15 protein-coding genes are annotated in these 14,839 nt (G+C 62.1%); 5 read left to right on the top strand and 10 right to left on the bottom strand.

From position 1 onward, the window contains the following. Positions 1-81 precede the first annotated feature (81 nt). Genes J1N02_RS07140 through arcD (J1N02_RS07130) form a run of 3 tightly spaced genes read right to left on the bottom strand, consistent with a single transcriptional unit; the run spans position 82 to position 3,813 of the window. The gene (locus tag J1N02_RS07140; RefSeq protein WP_027605559.1) at positions 82-1,092 is read right to left on the bottom strand and encodes an ornithine carbamoyltransferase; all 1,011 of its coding nucleotides are present in this window, start codon (positions 1,090-1,092) and stop codon (positions 82-84) included. Between the two features lie 12 nt (positions 1,093-1,104). Next, positions 1,105-2,361: an arginine deiminase gene (gene arcA / locus J1N02_RS07135; protein WP_027605560.1), complete on the bottom strand. Its 1,257-nt coding sequence runs from the start codon at positions 2,359-2,361 to the stop codon at positions 1,105-1,107. A 24-nt stretch (positions 2,362-2,385) separates the two neighbouring features. Then, entirely contained in the window at positions 2,386-3,813 is a 1,428-nt protein-coding gene (gene arcD, locus J1N02_RS07130) for an arginine-ornithine antiporter (protein ID WP_027605561.1), read from the bottom strand. A 442-nt stretch (positions 3,814-4,255) separates the two neighbouring features. Between arcD (J1N02_RS07130) and arcD (J1N02_RS07125) the strand changes: the two genes are divergently transcribed. Beyond that, positions 4,256-5,683, top strand: coding sequence for an arginine-ornithine antiporter (gene arcD / locus J1N02_RS07125; protein ID WP_027605562.1), 1,428 nt, complete (start codon positions 4,256-4,258; stop codon positions 5,681-5,683). Positions 5,684-5,790: 107 nt separating this feature from the next. On the opposite strand, the gene J1N02_RS07120 is transcribed toward arcD (J1N02_RS07125), so the two are convergent. The 7 genes from J1N02_RS07120 to J1N02_RS07090 form a co-directional block, all read right to left on the bottom strand. Then, positions 5,791-7,140 (bottom strand): CoA transferase, encoded by a 1,350-nt coding sequence (locus tag J1N02_RS07120; RefSeq protein WP_419480097.1) that lies wholly within the window; start codon positions 7,138-7,140, stop codon positions 5,791-5,793. Positions 7,141-7,180: 40 nt separating this feature from the next. Beyond that, entirely contained in the window at positions 7,181-8,524 is a 1,344-nt protein-coding gene (locus J1N02_RS07115) for a sensor histidine kinase (protein ID WP_092358406.1), read from the bottom strand. 68 nt (positions 8,525-8,592) lie between these two features. After that, positions 8,593-9,057, bottom strand: a complete 465-nt coding sequence (locus J1N02_RS07110; protein ID WP_027605565.1) for an LTXXQ domain protein — start codon at positions 9,055-9,057, stop codon at positions 8,593-8,595. 143 nt (positions 9,058-9,200) lie between these two features. Continuing rightward, positions 9,201-9,878 (bottom strand): response regulator transcription factor, encoded by a 678-nt coding sequence (locus tag J1N02_RS07105; protein WP_027605566.1) that lies wholly within the window; start codon positions 9,876-9,878, stop codon positions 9,201-9,203. A 7-nt stretch (positions 9,879-9,885) separates the two neighbouring features. Beyond that, complete coding sequence (locus J1N02_RS07100; RefSeq protein WP_027605567.1) at positions 9,886-10,293, bottom strand: translation initiation factor 2; 408 nt, start codon at positions 10,291-10,293, stop codon at positions 9,886-9,888. A gap of 106 nt (positions 10,294-10,399) precedes the next feature. Further along, entirely contained in the window at positions 10,400-10,699 is a 300-nt protein-coding gene (locus J1N02_RS07095) for a YciI family protein (protein WP_027605568.1), read from the bottom strand. A gap of 1 nt (position 10,700) precedes the next feature. Next, on the bottom strand, positions 10,701-11,297 hold the full coding sequence (locus J1N02_RS07090; protein WP_027605569.1) for a septation protein A: 597 nt from the start codon (positions 11,295-11,297) through the stop codon (positions 10,701-10,703). An 87-nt stretch (positions 11,298-11,384) separates the two neighbouring features. On the opposite strand from J1N02_RS07090, the gene J1N02_RS07085 reads away from it, so the two are divergent. The 4 genes from J1N02_RS07085 to scpB all read left to right on the top strand — a co-directional run bounded on the left by J1N02_RS07085 (position 11,385) and on the right by scpB (position 14,637). Next, complete coding sequence (locus J1N02_RS07085; protein ID WP_027605570.1) at positions 11,385-12,248, top strand: PHP domain-containing protein; 864 nt, start codon at positions 11,385-11,387, stop codon at positions 12,246-12,248. 13 nt (positions 12,249-12,261) lie between these two features. Continuing rightward, positions 12,262-12,891: an L-threonylcarbamoyladenylate synthase gene (locus J1N02_RS07080; RefSeq protein ID WP_027605571.1), complete on the top strand. Its 630-nt coding sequence runs from the start codon at positions 12,262-12,264 to the stop codon at positions 12,889-12,891. Between the two features lie 120 nt (positions 12,892-13,011). Then, entirely contained in the window at positions 13,012-13,710 is a 699-nt protein-coding gene (locus J1N02_RS07075) for a segregation and condensation protein A (RefSeq protein WP_169898658.1), read from the top strand. 12 nt (positions 13,711-13,722) lie between these two features. Continuing rightward, positions 13,723-14,637, top strand: coding sequence for an SMC-Scp complex subunit ScpB (gene scpB, locus J1N02_RS07070; protein WP_027605573.1), 915 nt, complete (start codon positions 13,723-13,725; stop codon positions 14,635-14,637). The last annotated feature ends 202 nt before the right edge of the window (positions 14,638-14,839 follow it).

Genomic DNA, 14,839 nt, shown 5'->3' with positions numbered 1-14,839 from the left:
GCAATCCTTCTATAGGTGTGAACACAGAGGCCAATGTGGGAGGGGGGGGCAAGCCCCCTCCCACATTTGACCGTGTAGCCTTTAGATATCCGCGAGTGCCGACACCAGGATCGCCTTGATGGTGTGCATGCGGTTTTCCGCCTGCTCAAAGGCGATGTTGGCCGGCGACTCGAAGACTTCCTCGGTCACTTCCACACCATTGGCCAGGTTCGGATAACGTGCGGCGATGTCCTTGCCGACCTTGGTTTCGCTGTTGTGGAACGCCGGCAGGCAGTGCATGAATTTCACCCGAGGGTTGCCCGAGGCTTTCATCATCTTGGCGTTGACCTGGTACGGCAGCAGTTGCTCGATGCGTTCGTCCCACGCTTCCACCGGCTCACCCATGGACACCCAGATATCGGTGTGGATGAAGTCCACGCCCTTGACCGCTTCTTTCGGGTCTTCGGTGATGGTAATGCGCGCGCCGCTTTCCTCGGCGAAGGCCTGGCACTGTTTGATGAAGTCTTCATGGGGCCACAGGGCTTTCGGCGCGCCGATGCGCACGTCCATGCCGAGCTTGGCGCCGATCATCAGCAGCGAGTTACCCATGTTGTAGCGCGCGTCGCCCAGGTAGGCGTAGCTGATGTCATGCAGCGGCTTGTCGCTGTGCTCGCGCATGGTCAGGGTGTCGGCGATCATTTGGGTCGGGTGGAACTCGGCGGTGAGGCCGTTGAACACCGGCACGCCGGCGAACTTGGCCAGTTCTTCGACGATTTCCTGCTCGAAGCCACGGTATTCAATGGCGTCGAACATGCGGCCGAGCACGCGGGCGGTGTCTTTCATGCTTTCTTTGTGGCCGATCTGCGACGACACCGGGTCGATATAGGTGACGTGGGCACCCTGGTCGTGGGCCGCCACTTCGAAGGCGCAACGGGTGCGGGTCGAGGTTTTTTCGAAGATCAGCGCGATGTTCTTGCCTTGCAGGTGCGGACGCTCGGTGCCGGTGTATTTGGCGCGCTTGAGGTCGCGGGACAGGTCCAGCAGGTAGTGCAGCTCGCGGGTGGTGTGGTGCATCAGCGACAGTAGGCTGCGGTTGCGCATATTGAAAGCCATGATGGGATCTCCTTAATAGTCGATAGGGTCGCGGATGATCGGGCAGGTCATGCAGTGGCCGCCGCCACGGCCACGGCCGAGTTCACCGGCGCTGATGGTGATGACTTCCACGCCGGCCTTGCGCAGCAGGGTGTTGGTGTAGGTGTTGCGGTCGTAGCCGATCACTACGCCAGGCTCCACGGCCACCACGTTGTTGCCGTCGTCCCACTGCTCGCGTTCGGCGGCGAAGCTGTTGCCGCCGGTCTCGACCACGCGCAGGGCCTTGAGGTTGAGCGCTGCGGCCACGGTCTCGAGGAAGTTGGTTTTCTCCCGCTGGATGTCGATGCCGTGGGGTTTGCTTTCGTCAGGGCGCAGGGTGAAGGGCACGATCTGGTTGACCACTTCGGGGAAGATGGTCACCAGGTCGCGGTCGCAGAAGCTGAACACGGTGTCCAGGTGCATCGCCGCGCGGGATTTCGGCAGGCCGGCAACGATCACCCGTTCCACCGCTTTGTTCTTGAACAGGTTGCGCGCCAGTTGGCCGATGGCCTGGTGGGACGAGCGCTCGCCCATGCCGATCAACACCACGCCATTGCCAATCGGCATGACGTCACCGCCTTCGAGCGTGGCGGCACCGTGTTCCTGGTCGGGGTCGCCGTACCAGATCTGGAAGTCCGCGTTGGTGAACTCGGGGTGGAATTTGTAGATGGCGCTGGCCAGCAGGGTTTCCTGGCGTCGCGCCGGCCAGTACATCGGGTTGAGCGTCACGCCGCCGTAGATCCAGCAGGTGGTGTCGCGGGTGAACTGGGTGTTGGGCAGCGGCGGCAGGATAAAACTGGCGTGGCCGAGGAAGTCGCGGAACATCTCGATGGTCTTGCCACCGAAGCTGCTCGGCAGGTCATCGGCCGACACGCCACCGATCAGGAACTCGGCGATCTTGCGTGGCTCCAGGCTGCGCAGCCAGGAGCTGACCTCCTCGACCAGGCCCAGGCCCACGGTGTTGGAGGTGATCTTGCGTTCCAGGATCCAGTCCAGGGCTTCGGGGTTGGCAACGATATCGGTCAGCAGGTTGTGCATTTCCAGCACATCGATGTCCCGTTCGCGCATCTTGGTCACGAAGTCGAAATGGTCGCGCTTGGCCTGGGCTACCCAGAGCACGTCATCGAACAGCAGTTCATCGCAGTTGTTAGGGGTCAGCCGCTGGTGGGCCAAGCCTGGGGAGCACACCATGACTTTGCGCAGTTTGCCGGCTTCGGAATGTACGCCGTACTTCACTTTTTCCGTGGTCATTACAGATCCTCCAGTGAACATCAGTTACAGAGTCAGGAAGCCGTCGTAGAGGCCATAGGCAGCCACCAGGGCGCCAATGACGACTGCGGCGAAAATCAGCTTCTCGACGTTGGTGAAAATCGGTTTGCCCAGTTCATGCTTGGCCTTGGCGAACAGGATCGCGCCGGGGGCATAGAGCAGGGCGGACAACAGCAGGTACTTGGTGCCGCCGGCATAGAGCAGCCAGACCGCGTAGATCAGTGCGATCGCGCCGATAAACAGGTCTTTCCTGCGCTCCTTGAGGGCGTTTTCGTAGGTTTCGCCGCGTACCGCCAGCAGCAGCGCGTAGGCCGCCGACCACAGGTAAGGCACGAGGATCATCGAGGTGGCGAGGTAGATCAGCGACAGGTAGGTACTGGCGGAAAACAGCGTGATCACCAGGAATATCTGGACCATGGCGTTGGTCAGCCACAGGGCGTTGGCCGGCACATGGTTGGCGTTTTCCTTACGCAGGAACTCCGGCATGGTGTGGTCCTTGGCGGCGGCGAACATGATCTCCGCACACAGCAGCACCCACGACAGCAGCGCACCCAGCAACGAGATGATCAAGCCGACGCTGATCAGCACCGCACCCCAGTGGCCCACCACATGCTCCAGCACGGCGGCCATCGACGGGTTCTGCAGCTTGGCCAGCTCCGGTTGAGTCATGATGCCCAGGGACAGCACGTTCACCAGCATCAGGAACAGCAGCACGGTGATAAAACCGATCACGGTGGCCTTGCCGACGTCGCTGCGTTTTTCGGCGCGTGCCGAGAAGATGCTCGCGCCTTCGATGCCGATGAACACCCACACGGTGACCAGCATCATGTTGCGCACCTGGTTCATCACGCTGCCCAGGTCCGGGTTCTTCACGCCCCAGATGTCAGCGGTGAAGATGTCCAGCTTGAAGGCGAACACGGCGATCAACACGAACAGCACCAGGGGCACCACCTTGGCGACGGTGGTCACCAGGTTGATGAACGCCGCTTCCTTGATCCCGCGCAGCACCAGAAAGTGCACGGCCCAGAGCAAGACCGACGCGCCAATCACCGCCGCAGGCGTATTGCCTTCGCCGAAGATCGGGAAGAAGTAACCGAGGGTGCTGAACAGGAGGACGAAGTAACCGACGTTGCCCAACCAGGCGCTGATCCAGTAACCCCAGGCCGACGAAAAGCCCATGTAGTCACCGAAGCCGGCCTTGGCATAGGCGTAGACGCCGCCGTCCAGGTCAGGTTTGCGATTGGCCAGGGTCTGGAAGACAAACGCCAGGGTCAGCATGCCCACGGCGGTGATCACCCAGCCGATCAATACCGCGCCAACATCGGCACTGGCGGCCATGTTTTGCGGCAGAGAGAAGATCCCGCCGCCAATCATTGAGCCGACGACAAGTGCAACCAGTGCACCCAATCGAAGTTTTCCGGGAGATTCAGACATCGCATAACTCCAATGCAGGAGAAGAGAGACCACAGAATAATTCCGTGCGCTAATCAAACAGCTGACTCAGATCACTTCATTGGCACATTCCATTGTGAATTAATGACTTAGACTGGAAAGTCCTGGGCAATAGTTTTCCGCGCAAAGGCGCTTTCCAGAGCGGTCTCTGCGGTTTGGTCAATCATTTAGTGCTGCGTATGGACGTTTGAAACTAGCCCGTTTTCCCGAATGTGCAAACTTTTCGCAACGGCGACAATAAATAGCTTGGAAGCGACAAAGTATTCGGCGTATTTAAATTCTAAATAAGCCTAAACTATAAAAACTGTCATGCCGTTGAGTTATGAGCGTGGCGATTTTATCGCTGTCTTTAATAAACGCTACACTCGCTGAGTTAATTAGTTGAGTGCACGGTTGTCAGCTCAAATCTTATTCAGGAGTCTGCATGTCTCAACCGGCCCAGAAACTTCGGCTTGGCGCCCTGATTGCCCTGGTGGTGGGCTCGATGATCGGCGGGGGGATTTTCTCGTTGCCGCAGAACATGGCCGCGCGCGCGGAGGTGGGCGCGGTGTTGATCGGTTGGGCGATCACCGCCGTGGGCATGCTGACCCTGGCGTTTGTCTTCCAGACCCTGGCCAATCGCAAGCCGGAACTGGATTCCGGGGTGTACGCCTACGCCAAGGCGGGTTTCGGCGACTACATGGGTTTTTCATCGGCCTGGGGTTACTGGATCAGCGCGTGGATGGGCAATGTCGGTTATTTCGTGTTGCTGTTCAGCACCCTCGGCTATTTTTTCCCGGTGTTCGGCCAAGGCAACACGCCGGTGGCCATCGGCTGCGCATCGTTGCTGCTGTGGGCCGTGCATTTCCTGGTGATGCGCGGGATCAAGGAAGCCGCGTTCATCAACCAGATCACCACCGTGGCCAAGCTGGTGCCGCTGCTGATGTTCGTGGTGATCGCCGCCGTGGCGTTCAAGGCCGATATCTTCACGGCTGACATCTGGGGCCTGGAAAAGCCGCAATTCGGCAGTGTGGTGGACCAGGTGCGCAATATGATGCTGGTCACGGTATTTGTGTTTATAGGCATCGAAGGCGCCAGTGTGTATTCGGCGCGGGCCGAGAAGCGTGCGGACGTAGGGCGGGCCACGGTGATCGGCTTTCTCGGCGTGCTGGCGCTGTTGGTGCTGGTGAATGTGTTGTCCCTGGGCATCATGAGCCAGGCGGAGCTGGCCGGCCTGCAAAACCCGTCCCTGGCCGGTGTGCTCGAGCATATCGTCGGGCCCTGGGGCGCGTTGCTGATCAGTATCGGCCTGGCGGTTTCATTGCTGGGCGCCTTGCTGTCCTGGGCGCTGCTGTGTGCCGAGATCCTCTATGCCACCGCCCATGACAAGACCATGCCGGCCTTCCTGAAAAAGGAAAATGCCAACCAGGTGCCGGTCAACGCCTTGTGGCTGACCAATGTGATGATCCAGGTCTTCCTGGTGATCACGCTGTTTTCCCACAGCACCTACACCACCCTGATCTACCTGGCGTCGTCGATGATCCTCGTGCCTTACCTGTGGTCGGCGGCCTACGCGGTGTTGCTGAGCGGGCGTGGTGAAACCTATGAAGGTGCCCACCGCCATCGCATCAAGGACCTGCTGGTGGGGTTGATCGCCCTGGGTTACGCCGTATGGTTGCTCTACGCCGGGGGCCTTAAATACCTGCTGCTGTCGGCGCTGCTGTATGCGCCGGGCGTGATCCTGTTCGCCCTGGCCAAGCGCGAACAGGGCCAGCCGTTGTTCACCCACGTTGAGAAAGGCATTTTCAGCTGCGTGATCGCCGGCGCGGGGCTGGCGGCGTATGGGTTGTACAGCGGGGTGTTGTCGTTGTGATGGGGTGACGGTACTGGCCTCATCGGGAGCAAGCCCCCTCCCACATTTTGAATATGTTCACCCATCAAAGTGTGGGAGGGGGCTTGCTCCCGATAGCGGCCGTCAAGTCACCATTGAGGCCGGTGGGAGCCCAATTCTCCCGCCGGCAAATCCCATTGCAATGGCGTACCGCTGATGGTCAGCGGGGGCAGCAGCCGATGGGCCTGGCCCCAGGCGGTCTGTTCGACGACCAGGCCTTGATCCCCTGGTTCTTCCTCGCGCAACGCCGGTTGGTCGGGCACTTGGCCTGCTTGCACCAGTAACGTTGCGGTGCGTGCCAACGACAACCGCGCCGAACCACCGCGCCCCGACTGCAACCGTTCGCCCAGCGCCTGAATCGCACTGGCCGCCATCAGATACCCGGTCGCGTGATCCAGCGCCTGCAACGGCAGTGGCAGCGGTTTATCCGCGTGTTTCCAGAGCATGCCGGCCTCGGCGATCCCGCTGCTCATCTGCACCAGGCTGTCGAAGCCCCGGCGATTACGCCACGGGCCGCTCCAGCCGTAGGCGTTGAGGCTGACGTCGATCAGGCCTGGGGCGAGGTGTTGCAGTTCGGGGGCGGTGTAGCCCAGATGCTCCAGGGCGTCAGCGCGGTAACCGTGGAACAGGATGTCGGCGTCCCTGAGCAAATGCTCGAAAACCCGCCGACCTTCGGGCGTTTTCAGGTCCAGGCGCGCGCAGCGTTTGCCCAGGGTCATTTCCGGGACTACGCCGGGCTCGTTCCAGGTGGGTGAGTCGATGCGCAGTACATCCGCGCCGAGGCCGGCAAGGAAACGACTGGCCACCGGGCCGGCCAATACGCGGGTCAGGTCCAGCACCTTGAGGCCGGCCAGCGGGCGTGCCAGCGAACCGTGCCAGGGTTTGTCGGTCGTGGTTTCGAAGGTCTGGCGTTGGACCAACGCCTCGGCGTTCACCGCCAACCCCTGCGGGTGCTGCTGCCAGGCTTGCCACGCACGCATCTGCGCGGCGCAGCCACCTTGGTCGACAATCGCCTGTTCCAGTTCTGCCGCGTTCCACGCCGCGACCTTGCCGGCCATCCCGGCGCGGTCGGCGACCGTGCCCAGCACCCGCTCGGCGGCGGCACGGTGATGAGGCGCGTTGGTGTGCAGGCGAATCCAGCCATCGGCGCTGGCGTAATCGCCGGCCACCGGATCCCACAACGGCGGCACTTGCCAGCCCAGCGGGCGGATCGAGGACGAGAACCAGAAAGAGGCGAGGCGTCGGTCCACGGTCACGTCGGGCAGGCGCCCGGTCCGTTGCCGGATCAACTGGGCGACGGCCTGCCCGGCGGCGCCGATGCTGGCACTGGCCAGTTCGGTGACGGCGAAGGTCGAGGGCAGGGCGCCAGCCTCGGTGAAGGTCAGCGGGGTGTGGGGTAGATCGAGTGCGGCTTGGATGGGAGTCAGCAGGTCAGTCATCAAAGGCCCTCCGTAAGAGAAGGGCCACTATAGAAGATCATCACACCGGCGTGACAACTCCCGGTTCCAACGGCAGGTCGATGCTGGCGATAAAACCACCGGCTGGGTGATTGGCCAGGATCAGGCTGCCACCGTGGCGTTCGGCCGCGCGTCGCGCGATCGCCAGGCCCAGGCCGTGGCCTTGGGCGGTCTGGCCGGGAGCGCGGTAGAACGGTTCACCGAGTTGACTCAGGTGTTCGGCGTCCACACCGGGGCCATGGTCGCGCACGCTGATCAGGATACGTTCGCCCTGGAGCTGGGCGTGCAAATCGATCGGTTGCCCCGGCGGGTTGAAGCGCTGGGCATTGCGCAGCAGGTTATCCACAGCCCGTTCGATCATGGTCGGCCAGCCCTTCAGTTGCAGGTCGGCGTCGGTGCTCAGTTGCACCACCTGGTCCGGCGCGCTGAGTTGGGCATCCTTTTGCAGGGTTTTGAGCAGGGCGATGAGGTCGACGTCTTCGGCGCTGGCATTGTCGGCATCGACGCGGGCCAGTACCAGGATCTCGCTGATCAGCGCTTCCAGGCGGTCGCATTCGCGGGTCAGGCGTGGCCAGAGTTTTTCCCGTTCTTCGGGGCTGGCGCGTTCGGCCAGGGCCAGGGCGATGCGCAGGCGCGCGAGGGGCGAGCGCAGCTCATGGGACACGTCGCGCAGCAGCTGGCGTTGACTGCCGATCAGGCTTTGCAGGCGTGCGCCCATGCGGTTGAAGTCGGTGGCGAGTACGCCGAACTCATCGCGGCGGTTGGCCAGTTGCGCCAGGCTGTTCTGCTGGTAGGTGGCCTGGCCGAGGTCATGCACCGCGCCGCGCAGGCGGCTCAGTGGACGGGTGATGGACAAGGTGACGAACAGGCTGAACAAGGTCAGCACCACCAGGGCAATCACCAGTGCGCTCAAGGGCCATGCCAGGCTGCTGCGGTGCCACTCGTCCAGCTCCGGGTGCGGGATGCGGTAGATCAACAGGTAGGTGTCGCCGGTCTTCTCGCTGGTGTACTCGGCGGTCAGGCGTCGCCAGGGCAGATGGCCTTCCTTGCTGTCGTTCTGCCGGGCTTCAAAGGCAGCGGCGCGGCGCGGGAAAGTGCCGCGCACCACCGGCTCGCCGCTTTCGTTGAGCACTTGCACGTCGATGTGGTACTGGCGCTTGCGCTGTTGCAGCAGGTCCTGGGCGGCATCCTCGCCCTGGGCTTCGTAGAGCTGGGTCCACTCTTGCGCGAGGTTATTGAGGCCGGGGTGGCGGCTGAGAATCCAGGCATCCTGGTTAAGCATGTGCCCAAGCAGGATCGACAACCCGGCAACCAGGGCGATGGCCAGCCAGAAACTGGCCAGGATGCGCCAGAACAATGAACGCACAGGAAACCCTCAAACAGGAAAAGCCCAGTGGCGGTGGCCACTGGGCTGGGAGTGTTAACGCGGGGGCATTATTGCGCTTTTTGCGGCTGTTGCGCTTTCCAGGCCTGGAATTCCTTCCATTCGGCACGGCGCTGTTCTTGCTTCTTGACGATCTCGTCGAACTTCTTCTGCTGGTCAGGCTTGAGCACGGCACGGATATCGGCCTGGGTCTTCTGCTTGCCGGCGGCGATTTCATCCTGCATGGCTTTCTGGTCGGCGGCCGGGAGCTTGTCCAGGTACTTTTTGACCAGGTCTTTGCGAGCGTGCCATTGGTCACCCATCAGCTTGCCGATCTGCTCGCGCTGTTCGCGGCTCAGGTCCAGTTGGCTGAAAGGGCCGCCTTTGCCACGCGGACCGTGTTCACCGCCGTGGCCCGGGCCACCCATCATGTGCCCTTCAGGGCCGCCCATCGGGCCCGGGCCTTCAGGCAGTGCGGCCATGGCAACGGTCGGCAGGGCGGCGGCGAACATCAAAGCGATAAGGGTCTTGCGCATGGTGATTCTCCTGTCTCTATTCCGGTGAGTCCGGATGTGAGTAGATTACGGAGATCAAGGTCAGCGGCGGTCAGGTGTGGGTAAAGCTTGGGTAAAGAGGGTTTTGTTGTGAACTGACAAAACCCTGCAGGAGCGAAGGGGACTTAGAGGCTGTAGTAGTAGCCCCGGCTGCGCAACGCCACGATCCGTGGCCGGCCATCGGGGTGCGGGCCGATCTTCTTGCGCAGGTTGCTGACGTGCATGTCCAGGCTGCGATCGTAAAGGGTCAGCTTGCGGCCCAGGGCGATCTGCGCCAGTTCCTGCTTGTCCAGCGGTTCGCCGGGCTGGCGCAATAATGCTTCCAGCAGGCGGCTTTCGGAGACGGTGAGGGTGAACTCCTGCTCATCGATGCTGACCACGCCGCGCACCGGGCTGAAGCACAGGTCGCCCAGTTCCAGTTGGCTGGACACGGCGGCCGGGTGGCTGCGGCGCAATACCGCGCGCAGCCGCGCGGTGAGTTCGCGCGGGTCGCAGGGCTTGGCCAGGTAGTCGTCGGCGCCCAATTCCAGGCCGAGGATGCGGTCCAGGGGTTCGCCCCGCGCCGAAAGCATCAGCACCGGCAGCTCCGGGTGGTCGTTGCGCAATTGCTTGAGCAGCTCCAGGCCGCTGCCGTCGGGCAGCATCACATCCAGCACTACCGCTGCCGGGGCGCTGTCGGCCAAGGCCTTGCGTGCGCTCAAGCCGTCGTGGCAGGCGCGCACCTGGAAACCTTCCTGGCTCAGCCAACTGCTCAGCAGCTCGCAGAGCTCCTGGTCATCATCTATCAGTAACAGCTCGCTCATGACTCACTCAATTTAGCCATTGTCGACGGCGACGGTGCCCACCGCTGGCGAAGATCCCGCACAACAGGGCGATCAGTGCGACGGCCCCACCGGTGACGAACCATTGTTGCTGCTCGGTCAGCCAGCGGGTCAAGGCGCCGCCCTGTGCATCTTTGAGTTGCTGGGCCAGGCGTTGGTTCTCCTGGCGAAGGCGACTCAATTGAGCGCTTTCGCGGGTGGCATCCGCGCTTTGCAGTTGCTTGCTCAGTTCTTCACGTTGCCGTTCGCTTTCTTTCAAACGTTGCTGCAACTCGGTGATCTGGGCGCCGGCGCTCAAGGACAGGGGCGTGGAACTGCCGGTGCTCGAGGTTTCTTCAGCGTGGGCCGTAGCCCCGATCATTAACACTGCCAACAGACACAACTGACGTAAGCGCATCGGAACTCCTGATTCCACACGAATATTCAGAACGTTGTCGGCAGGTTGCCGAAAATAATGAGCAATTAGGAGTGCGCCGTACTCAATAGGTTCGGCGCAATCGGGATCAGGGCAGGACTTGCTTGAAGGGTTTGATCACTACGTCGGCGTAGACCCCTGCGGCGACATAGGGATCGGCCTTGGCCCAGGCCTGGGCATCGGCCAGCGAGGCAAACTCGGCGACGATCAGGCTACCGGTAAAACCGGCGTCGCCCGGGTCGTTGCTGTCCACGGCCGGGTGCGGGCCGGCCAGCACGATGCGGCCTTCGGCTTGAAGGACTTTCAGGCGCTCGACGTGGGCCGGGCGCACGGACAGGCGTTTTTCCAGCGAGTTGGCGACGTCGGTGGCAATGATGGCGTAGAGCATGTCAGTCCTCGGTTTTCGGCGTAGTAGGCTCGGTGTCATGCAGGTGGCGCGACAGGTAGATGCCCTGGGCGACCAGGAACAGCACGGTCATGCCCAGGCTGCCGAACACTTTGAAGTCGACCCAGTAGTCCTGGAAGGTAAACGCCACGAACAGGTTGGCGGCGCCGCAGAAGATGAAAAACGCGATCCAGGCCAGGTTCAAGCGTGTCCACACCGGTTCCGGCAGGGTCAGCGCGTGGCCCATGATCCGCTTGATCAGCAGGCGATCACCGATGAAGTGGCTGCCGATGAACGCCAGGGCGAACAGCCAGTTCACCACCGGCGCTTTCCATTTCAGGAAGGTTTCGCTGTGGAAGGCCAGGGTCAGGCTGCCGAAGACCAGGCAGGCGACCAGGGTCAGCCACTGGCTTTTTTCCAGTTTGCGCTGGGAAATGAAGATGGCGCCGTAGACCACCACAGAGCTGATGATGAGCACGGCGGTGGCACTGTAGATGCCGCCGACAGTCAGCTCATGGCCGGCCAGGTCGATGACCCTGGGGTCGAGTTTGTAAACGATGAAAAACAGCAACAGCGGGATGAAGTCGATGAATTGTTTCACAGTAAGAGCCAGAAGCTGGATGTGGCGGCATAATAACAAACATCCTTGGTTGCGATAGCGCCAGCTGACTTGAGGTTACACCCCCCCGTGAATGTTGATTTGCACTGCCACAGCACGGCCTCCGACGGCGCCCTGGCGCCCGCGGTACTGGTTGCGCGTGCGTTTGAAAAAGGCGTGCGAGTCCTCTCGTTGACCGACCACGACACCCTCGAAGGCCTCGACGAAGCCCGTACAACGGCCCATGCCCTGGGCATGCAGCTGGTCAACGGGGTGGAATTGTCCTGCACCTGGGGCGGCGCCACCATTCATGTGCTCGGCTACGGCTTCGATCAAAAAGCGCCGCCGCTGGTGGAGGCTATCGCGCAATTGCACGATGGCCGCTGGCTGCGGTCCGAAGAAATAAGCCGAAAACTCAGCCTCAAAGGCATGCCCAACGCCCTCGACGGCGCCCGCGCCATCCAGCAGGAACTGGGTGACAGCGGCAACGCGCCGGCCCGTCCGCACTTTGCCGACTGGATGGTGCGTGAGGGTTTTGTCAAAGACCGCGCCGAAGCCTTTCGCAAGTGGCTCGGCGCCGGCAAGTTGGGCGATGTGAAGCAACATTGGCCGACCCTCGAAGACACCGTCGAGACCCTGCGGGCCTCCGGAGCCTGGGTCAGCCTGGCCCATCCCTGGCATTACGATTTCACCCGCAGCAAGCGTCGCAAGCTGATTGGCGACTATATTGGAGCTGGCGGTCACGCGATTGAAGTGGTCAACGGCTTTCAACCCGCCGAGCAGGTGGGCAGCCTGTCGATCCTTGCTCGCGAATTTGGTCTGCTGGTCAGCGCCGGCAGTGACTTTCATGGCCCTGGCGGCTGGTCCGAGATCGGCGAGTACCGCGCGGTCCCGGAAGATTTGCCGCTGTTGTGGGGGAGATTCAAGCATGACCCCATTATTGCCACCGTCTGAACAGGTAGAACCCGTGAGTCAATTCTTCCAGATTCATCCGGAAAACCCCCAGGCGCGCCTGATCAAGCAGGCCGTAGAGATCATTCGCGCCGGCGGTGTGGTGATCTACCCGACCGATTCGTCCTACGCTATCGGTTGCCAGATCGGTGACAAGGGCGCTGTCGAGCGTGTCAGACGCCTGCGCCAGCTGGATGACAAGCACAACTTCGCGCTGATCTGCAGCGACTTGTCCCAGCTGGGCCTGTTCGCCAAGGTCGACACCGGCACCTTCCGCCTGCTCAAGGCCCACACGCCAGGGCCCTACACCTTTATCCTCAACGCGACCCGCGAAGTGCCGCGCCTGCTGCTGCACCCGAAAAAACGCACCATTGGCCTGCGGGTGCCGGAGCATCCCATCGCCCTGGCGTTGCTGGCCGAGCTGGGTGAGCCGTTGATGAGTGTGTCGCTGATCATGCCCGGCGACACCGAGCCCCTGGAAGACCCATACGAAATGCGCCAATTGCTGGAAAAACAGGTCGACCTGATCATCGACGGCGGTTTCGGCGGCAACAAGGCCTCCACCGTGATCAACCTGGCCGACGGCGAACCTGAAGTGATCCGTGTCGGTTGCGGCGATCCTGCGCCCTTTATGGCCGAGGCCTGAATGTCAGCCGTGGAAACCGTCGACAGCCAGGCGGGCGCCCAGCAGGAGCTGCCGTTTGCCATGGTCTACGGCCAGGCGGTGCTGGAAATGCCGCTGGACCTGTACATTCCGCCGGACGCCCTGGAGGTCTTCCTTGAGGCTTTCGAGGGCCCGCTGGACTTGCTGCTGTACCTGATCCGCAAGCAGAACATCAACATCCTCGACATCCCGGTGGCGGAAATCACCCGCCAGTACATGGGCTATGTCGAATTGATGCAGTCGGTACGCCTGGAACTGGCTGCCGAGTACCTGGTGATGGCCGCCATGCTCGCCGAGATCAAGTCGCGCATGCTGTTGCCGCGCGCGGAGACGGTCGAGGCCGAAGAGGACGACCCGCGCGCCGAACTGATCCGCCGGCTGCAGGAATACGAGCGCTTCAAGGCCGCCGCCGAAGGTATCGACGGCCTGAGCCGCGTCGGTCGCGACGTGGTGGTACCCAAGCTCGACGCCCCCGAGGCCCGTGCACGCAAGCTGCTGCCGGACGTGAGCCTGGAAGAGTTGCTGATGTCCATGGCCGAGGTGCTGCGCCGTGGCGATATGTTCGAGCACCACCAGGTCAGCCGCGAGGCCCTGTCCACCCGCGAGCGCATGAGCGATGTACTCGAACGCCTCAAGGGCGGCGGGTTTGTGCCGTTTGTGGAGCTGTTCACGGCGGAAGAAGGGCGCCTGGGGGTGGTGGTGACCTTTATGGCGGTCCTCGAACTGGTCAAGGAGTCCTTGGTCGAGCTGGTCCAGAATGAGCCTTTTGCGGCTATCCACGTGCGGGCGCGAGCCGAATAAAGAGCTGAAACGATGAATCTGACTGAACCCCGCGAACTGGCCCCGTTACTGGAGGCCTTTCTCCTGGCCTCGGGTAAGCCGCAATCCCTGGAGCGTCTGTTCGAACTGTTTGAGGAAGCCGAGCGCCCTGAACCGCCGGTGTTCAAGAAGGCACTGGAAATCCTGCGCAAATCCTGCGACGGCCGCGCCTTTGAACTGCGCGAGGTGGCGTCGGGTTATCGCCTGCAGATCCGTGAGAAGTTTTCCCCGTGGGTCGGCCGCCTCTGGGAAGAGCGCCCGCAGCGCTATTCACGGGCGATGCTGGAGACCATGGCGCTGATCGCCTATCGCCAGCCCATCACCCGTGGCGAAATCGAGGACGTGCGGGGCGTGGCGGTCAACAGCCATATCGTCAAGACGCTGCTGGAGCGTGAGTGGATCCGCATCGTCGGCTACCGCGACGTGCCCGGCAAACCGGCGATGTTCGCCACCACCAAGGTGTTCCTCGACCATTTCAACCTGAAAAACCTCGACGACCTGCCGCCCCTGGCCGAATTGCGCGAGATGGAGGCCGAGCCGGTGCTCGACTTCGACGACGCCCCGGTCCCGGCGAGCCTGCAGGAACTGGCCGACGCCACCGCCGAGCCGGAAGAGCCCAAGGACGAAACCAGTTTCCATACGTTGTTGCTGGAACTGGACGACATGGAGCAGGGCATCAAGACCGACTTTGATGACTTGCTGCGCGATGGTGCGGCCGAGCCGGACGCCCAGGTGAGCGTGGAGGTCGAGCCTGAACCTGAGGACGATATCCTCGGCGTGGCCGAAGCCCGCGAAAAACTCCTGGCCGCCGTCGCCGCCCTCGAACAACCGCCCCTGAGCGACGAAGAAGACGAAGCCCGGGCACTGGCCGAGGCCATCGAGGCAGAACGCCGCCAGTTCGAAGACTGACGCAGTCCAATGTAGGAGGGGGCTTGCCCCCGATAGCGGTGGTTCAGTTAAAGAGATTGAGACTGACACACCGCAATCGGGGTGTAGAACCGTAGACATCGTTTACATCTGAAACCGGGGACATCGTTTACACATTTGAGGCCTGGACGCGGGTCATACCTCGTCCAAGCCTCCCCAAGGGATAATCACACAGGTACAAATC

This window comes from Pseudomonas sp. NFX5 (assembly GCF_049132125.1).
Lineage (GTDB): Bacteria > Pseudomonadota > Gammaproteobacteria > Pseudomonadales > Pseudomonadaceae > Aquipseudomonas > Aquipseudomonas marginalis.
Note: the sequence above shows the minus strand (reverse complement) of the source record. Positions and strands in the feature narration are given on the sequence as shown.

Bases quoted from the DNA above. Each gene is read 5' to 3' on its own strand.
- J1N02_RS07140 (WP_027605559.1), bottom strand. From the start codon at position 1,092: ATGGCTTTCAATATGCGCAACCGCAGCCTACTGTCGCTGATGCACCAC.
- arcA (WP_027605560.1), bottom strand. From the start codon at position 2,361: ATGACCACGGAAAAAGTGAAGTACGGCGTACATTCCGAAGCCGGCAAA.
- arcD (WP_027605561.1), bottom strand. From the start codon at position 3,813: ATGTCTGAATCTCCCGGAAAACTTCGATTGGGTGCACTGGTTGCACTT.
- arcD (WP_027605562.1), top strand. From the start codon at position 4,256: ATGTCTCAACCGGCCCAGAAACTTCGGCTTGGCGCCCTGATTGCCCTG.
- J1N02_RS07120 (WP_419480097.1), bottom strand. From the start codon at position 7,140: ATGACTGACCTGCTGACTCCCATCCAAGCCGCACTCGATCTACCCCAC.
- J1N02_RS07110 (WP_027605565.1), bottom strand. From the start codon at position 9,057: ATGCGCAAGACCCTTATCGCTTTGATGTTCGCCGCCGCCCTGCCGACC.
- J1N02_RS07105 (WP_027605566.1), bottom strand. From the start codon at position 9,878: ATGAGCGAGCTGTTACTGATAGATGATGACCAGGAGCTCTGCGAGCTG.
- J1N02_RS07100 (WP_027605567.1), bottom strand. From the start codon at position 10,293: ATGCGCTTACGTCAGTTGTGTCTGTTGGCAGTGTTAATGATCGGGGCT.
- J1N02_RS07095 (WP_027605568.1), bottom strand. From the start codon at position 10,699: ATGCTCTACGCCATCATTGCCACCGACGTCGCCAACTCGCTGGAAAAA.
- scpB (WP_027605573.1), top strand. From the start codon at position 13,723: ATGAATCTGACTGAACCCCGCGAACTGGCCCCGTTACTGGAGGCCTTT.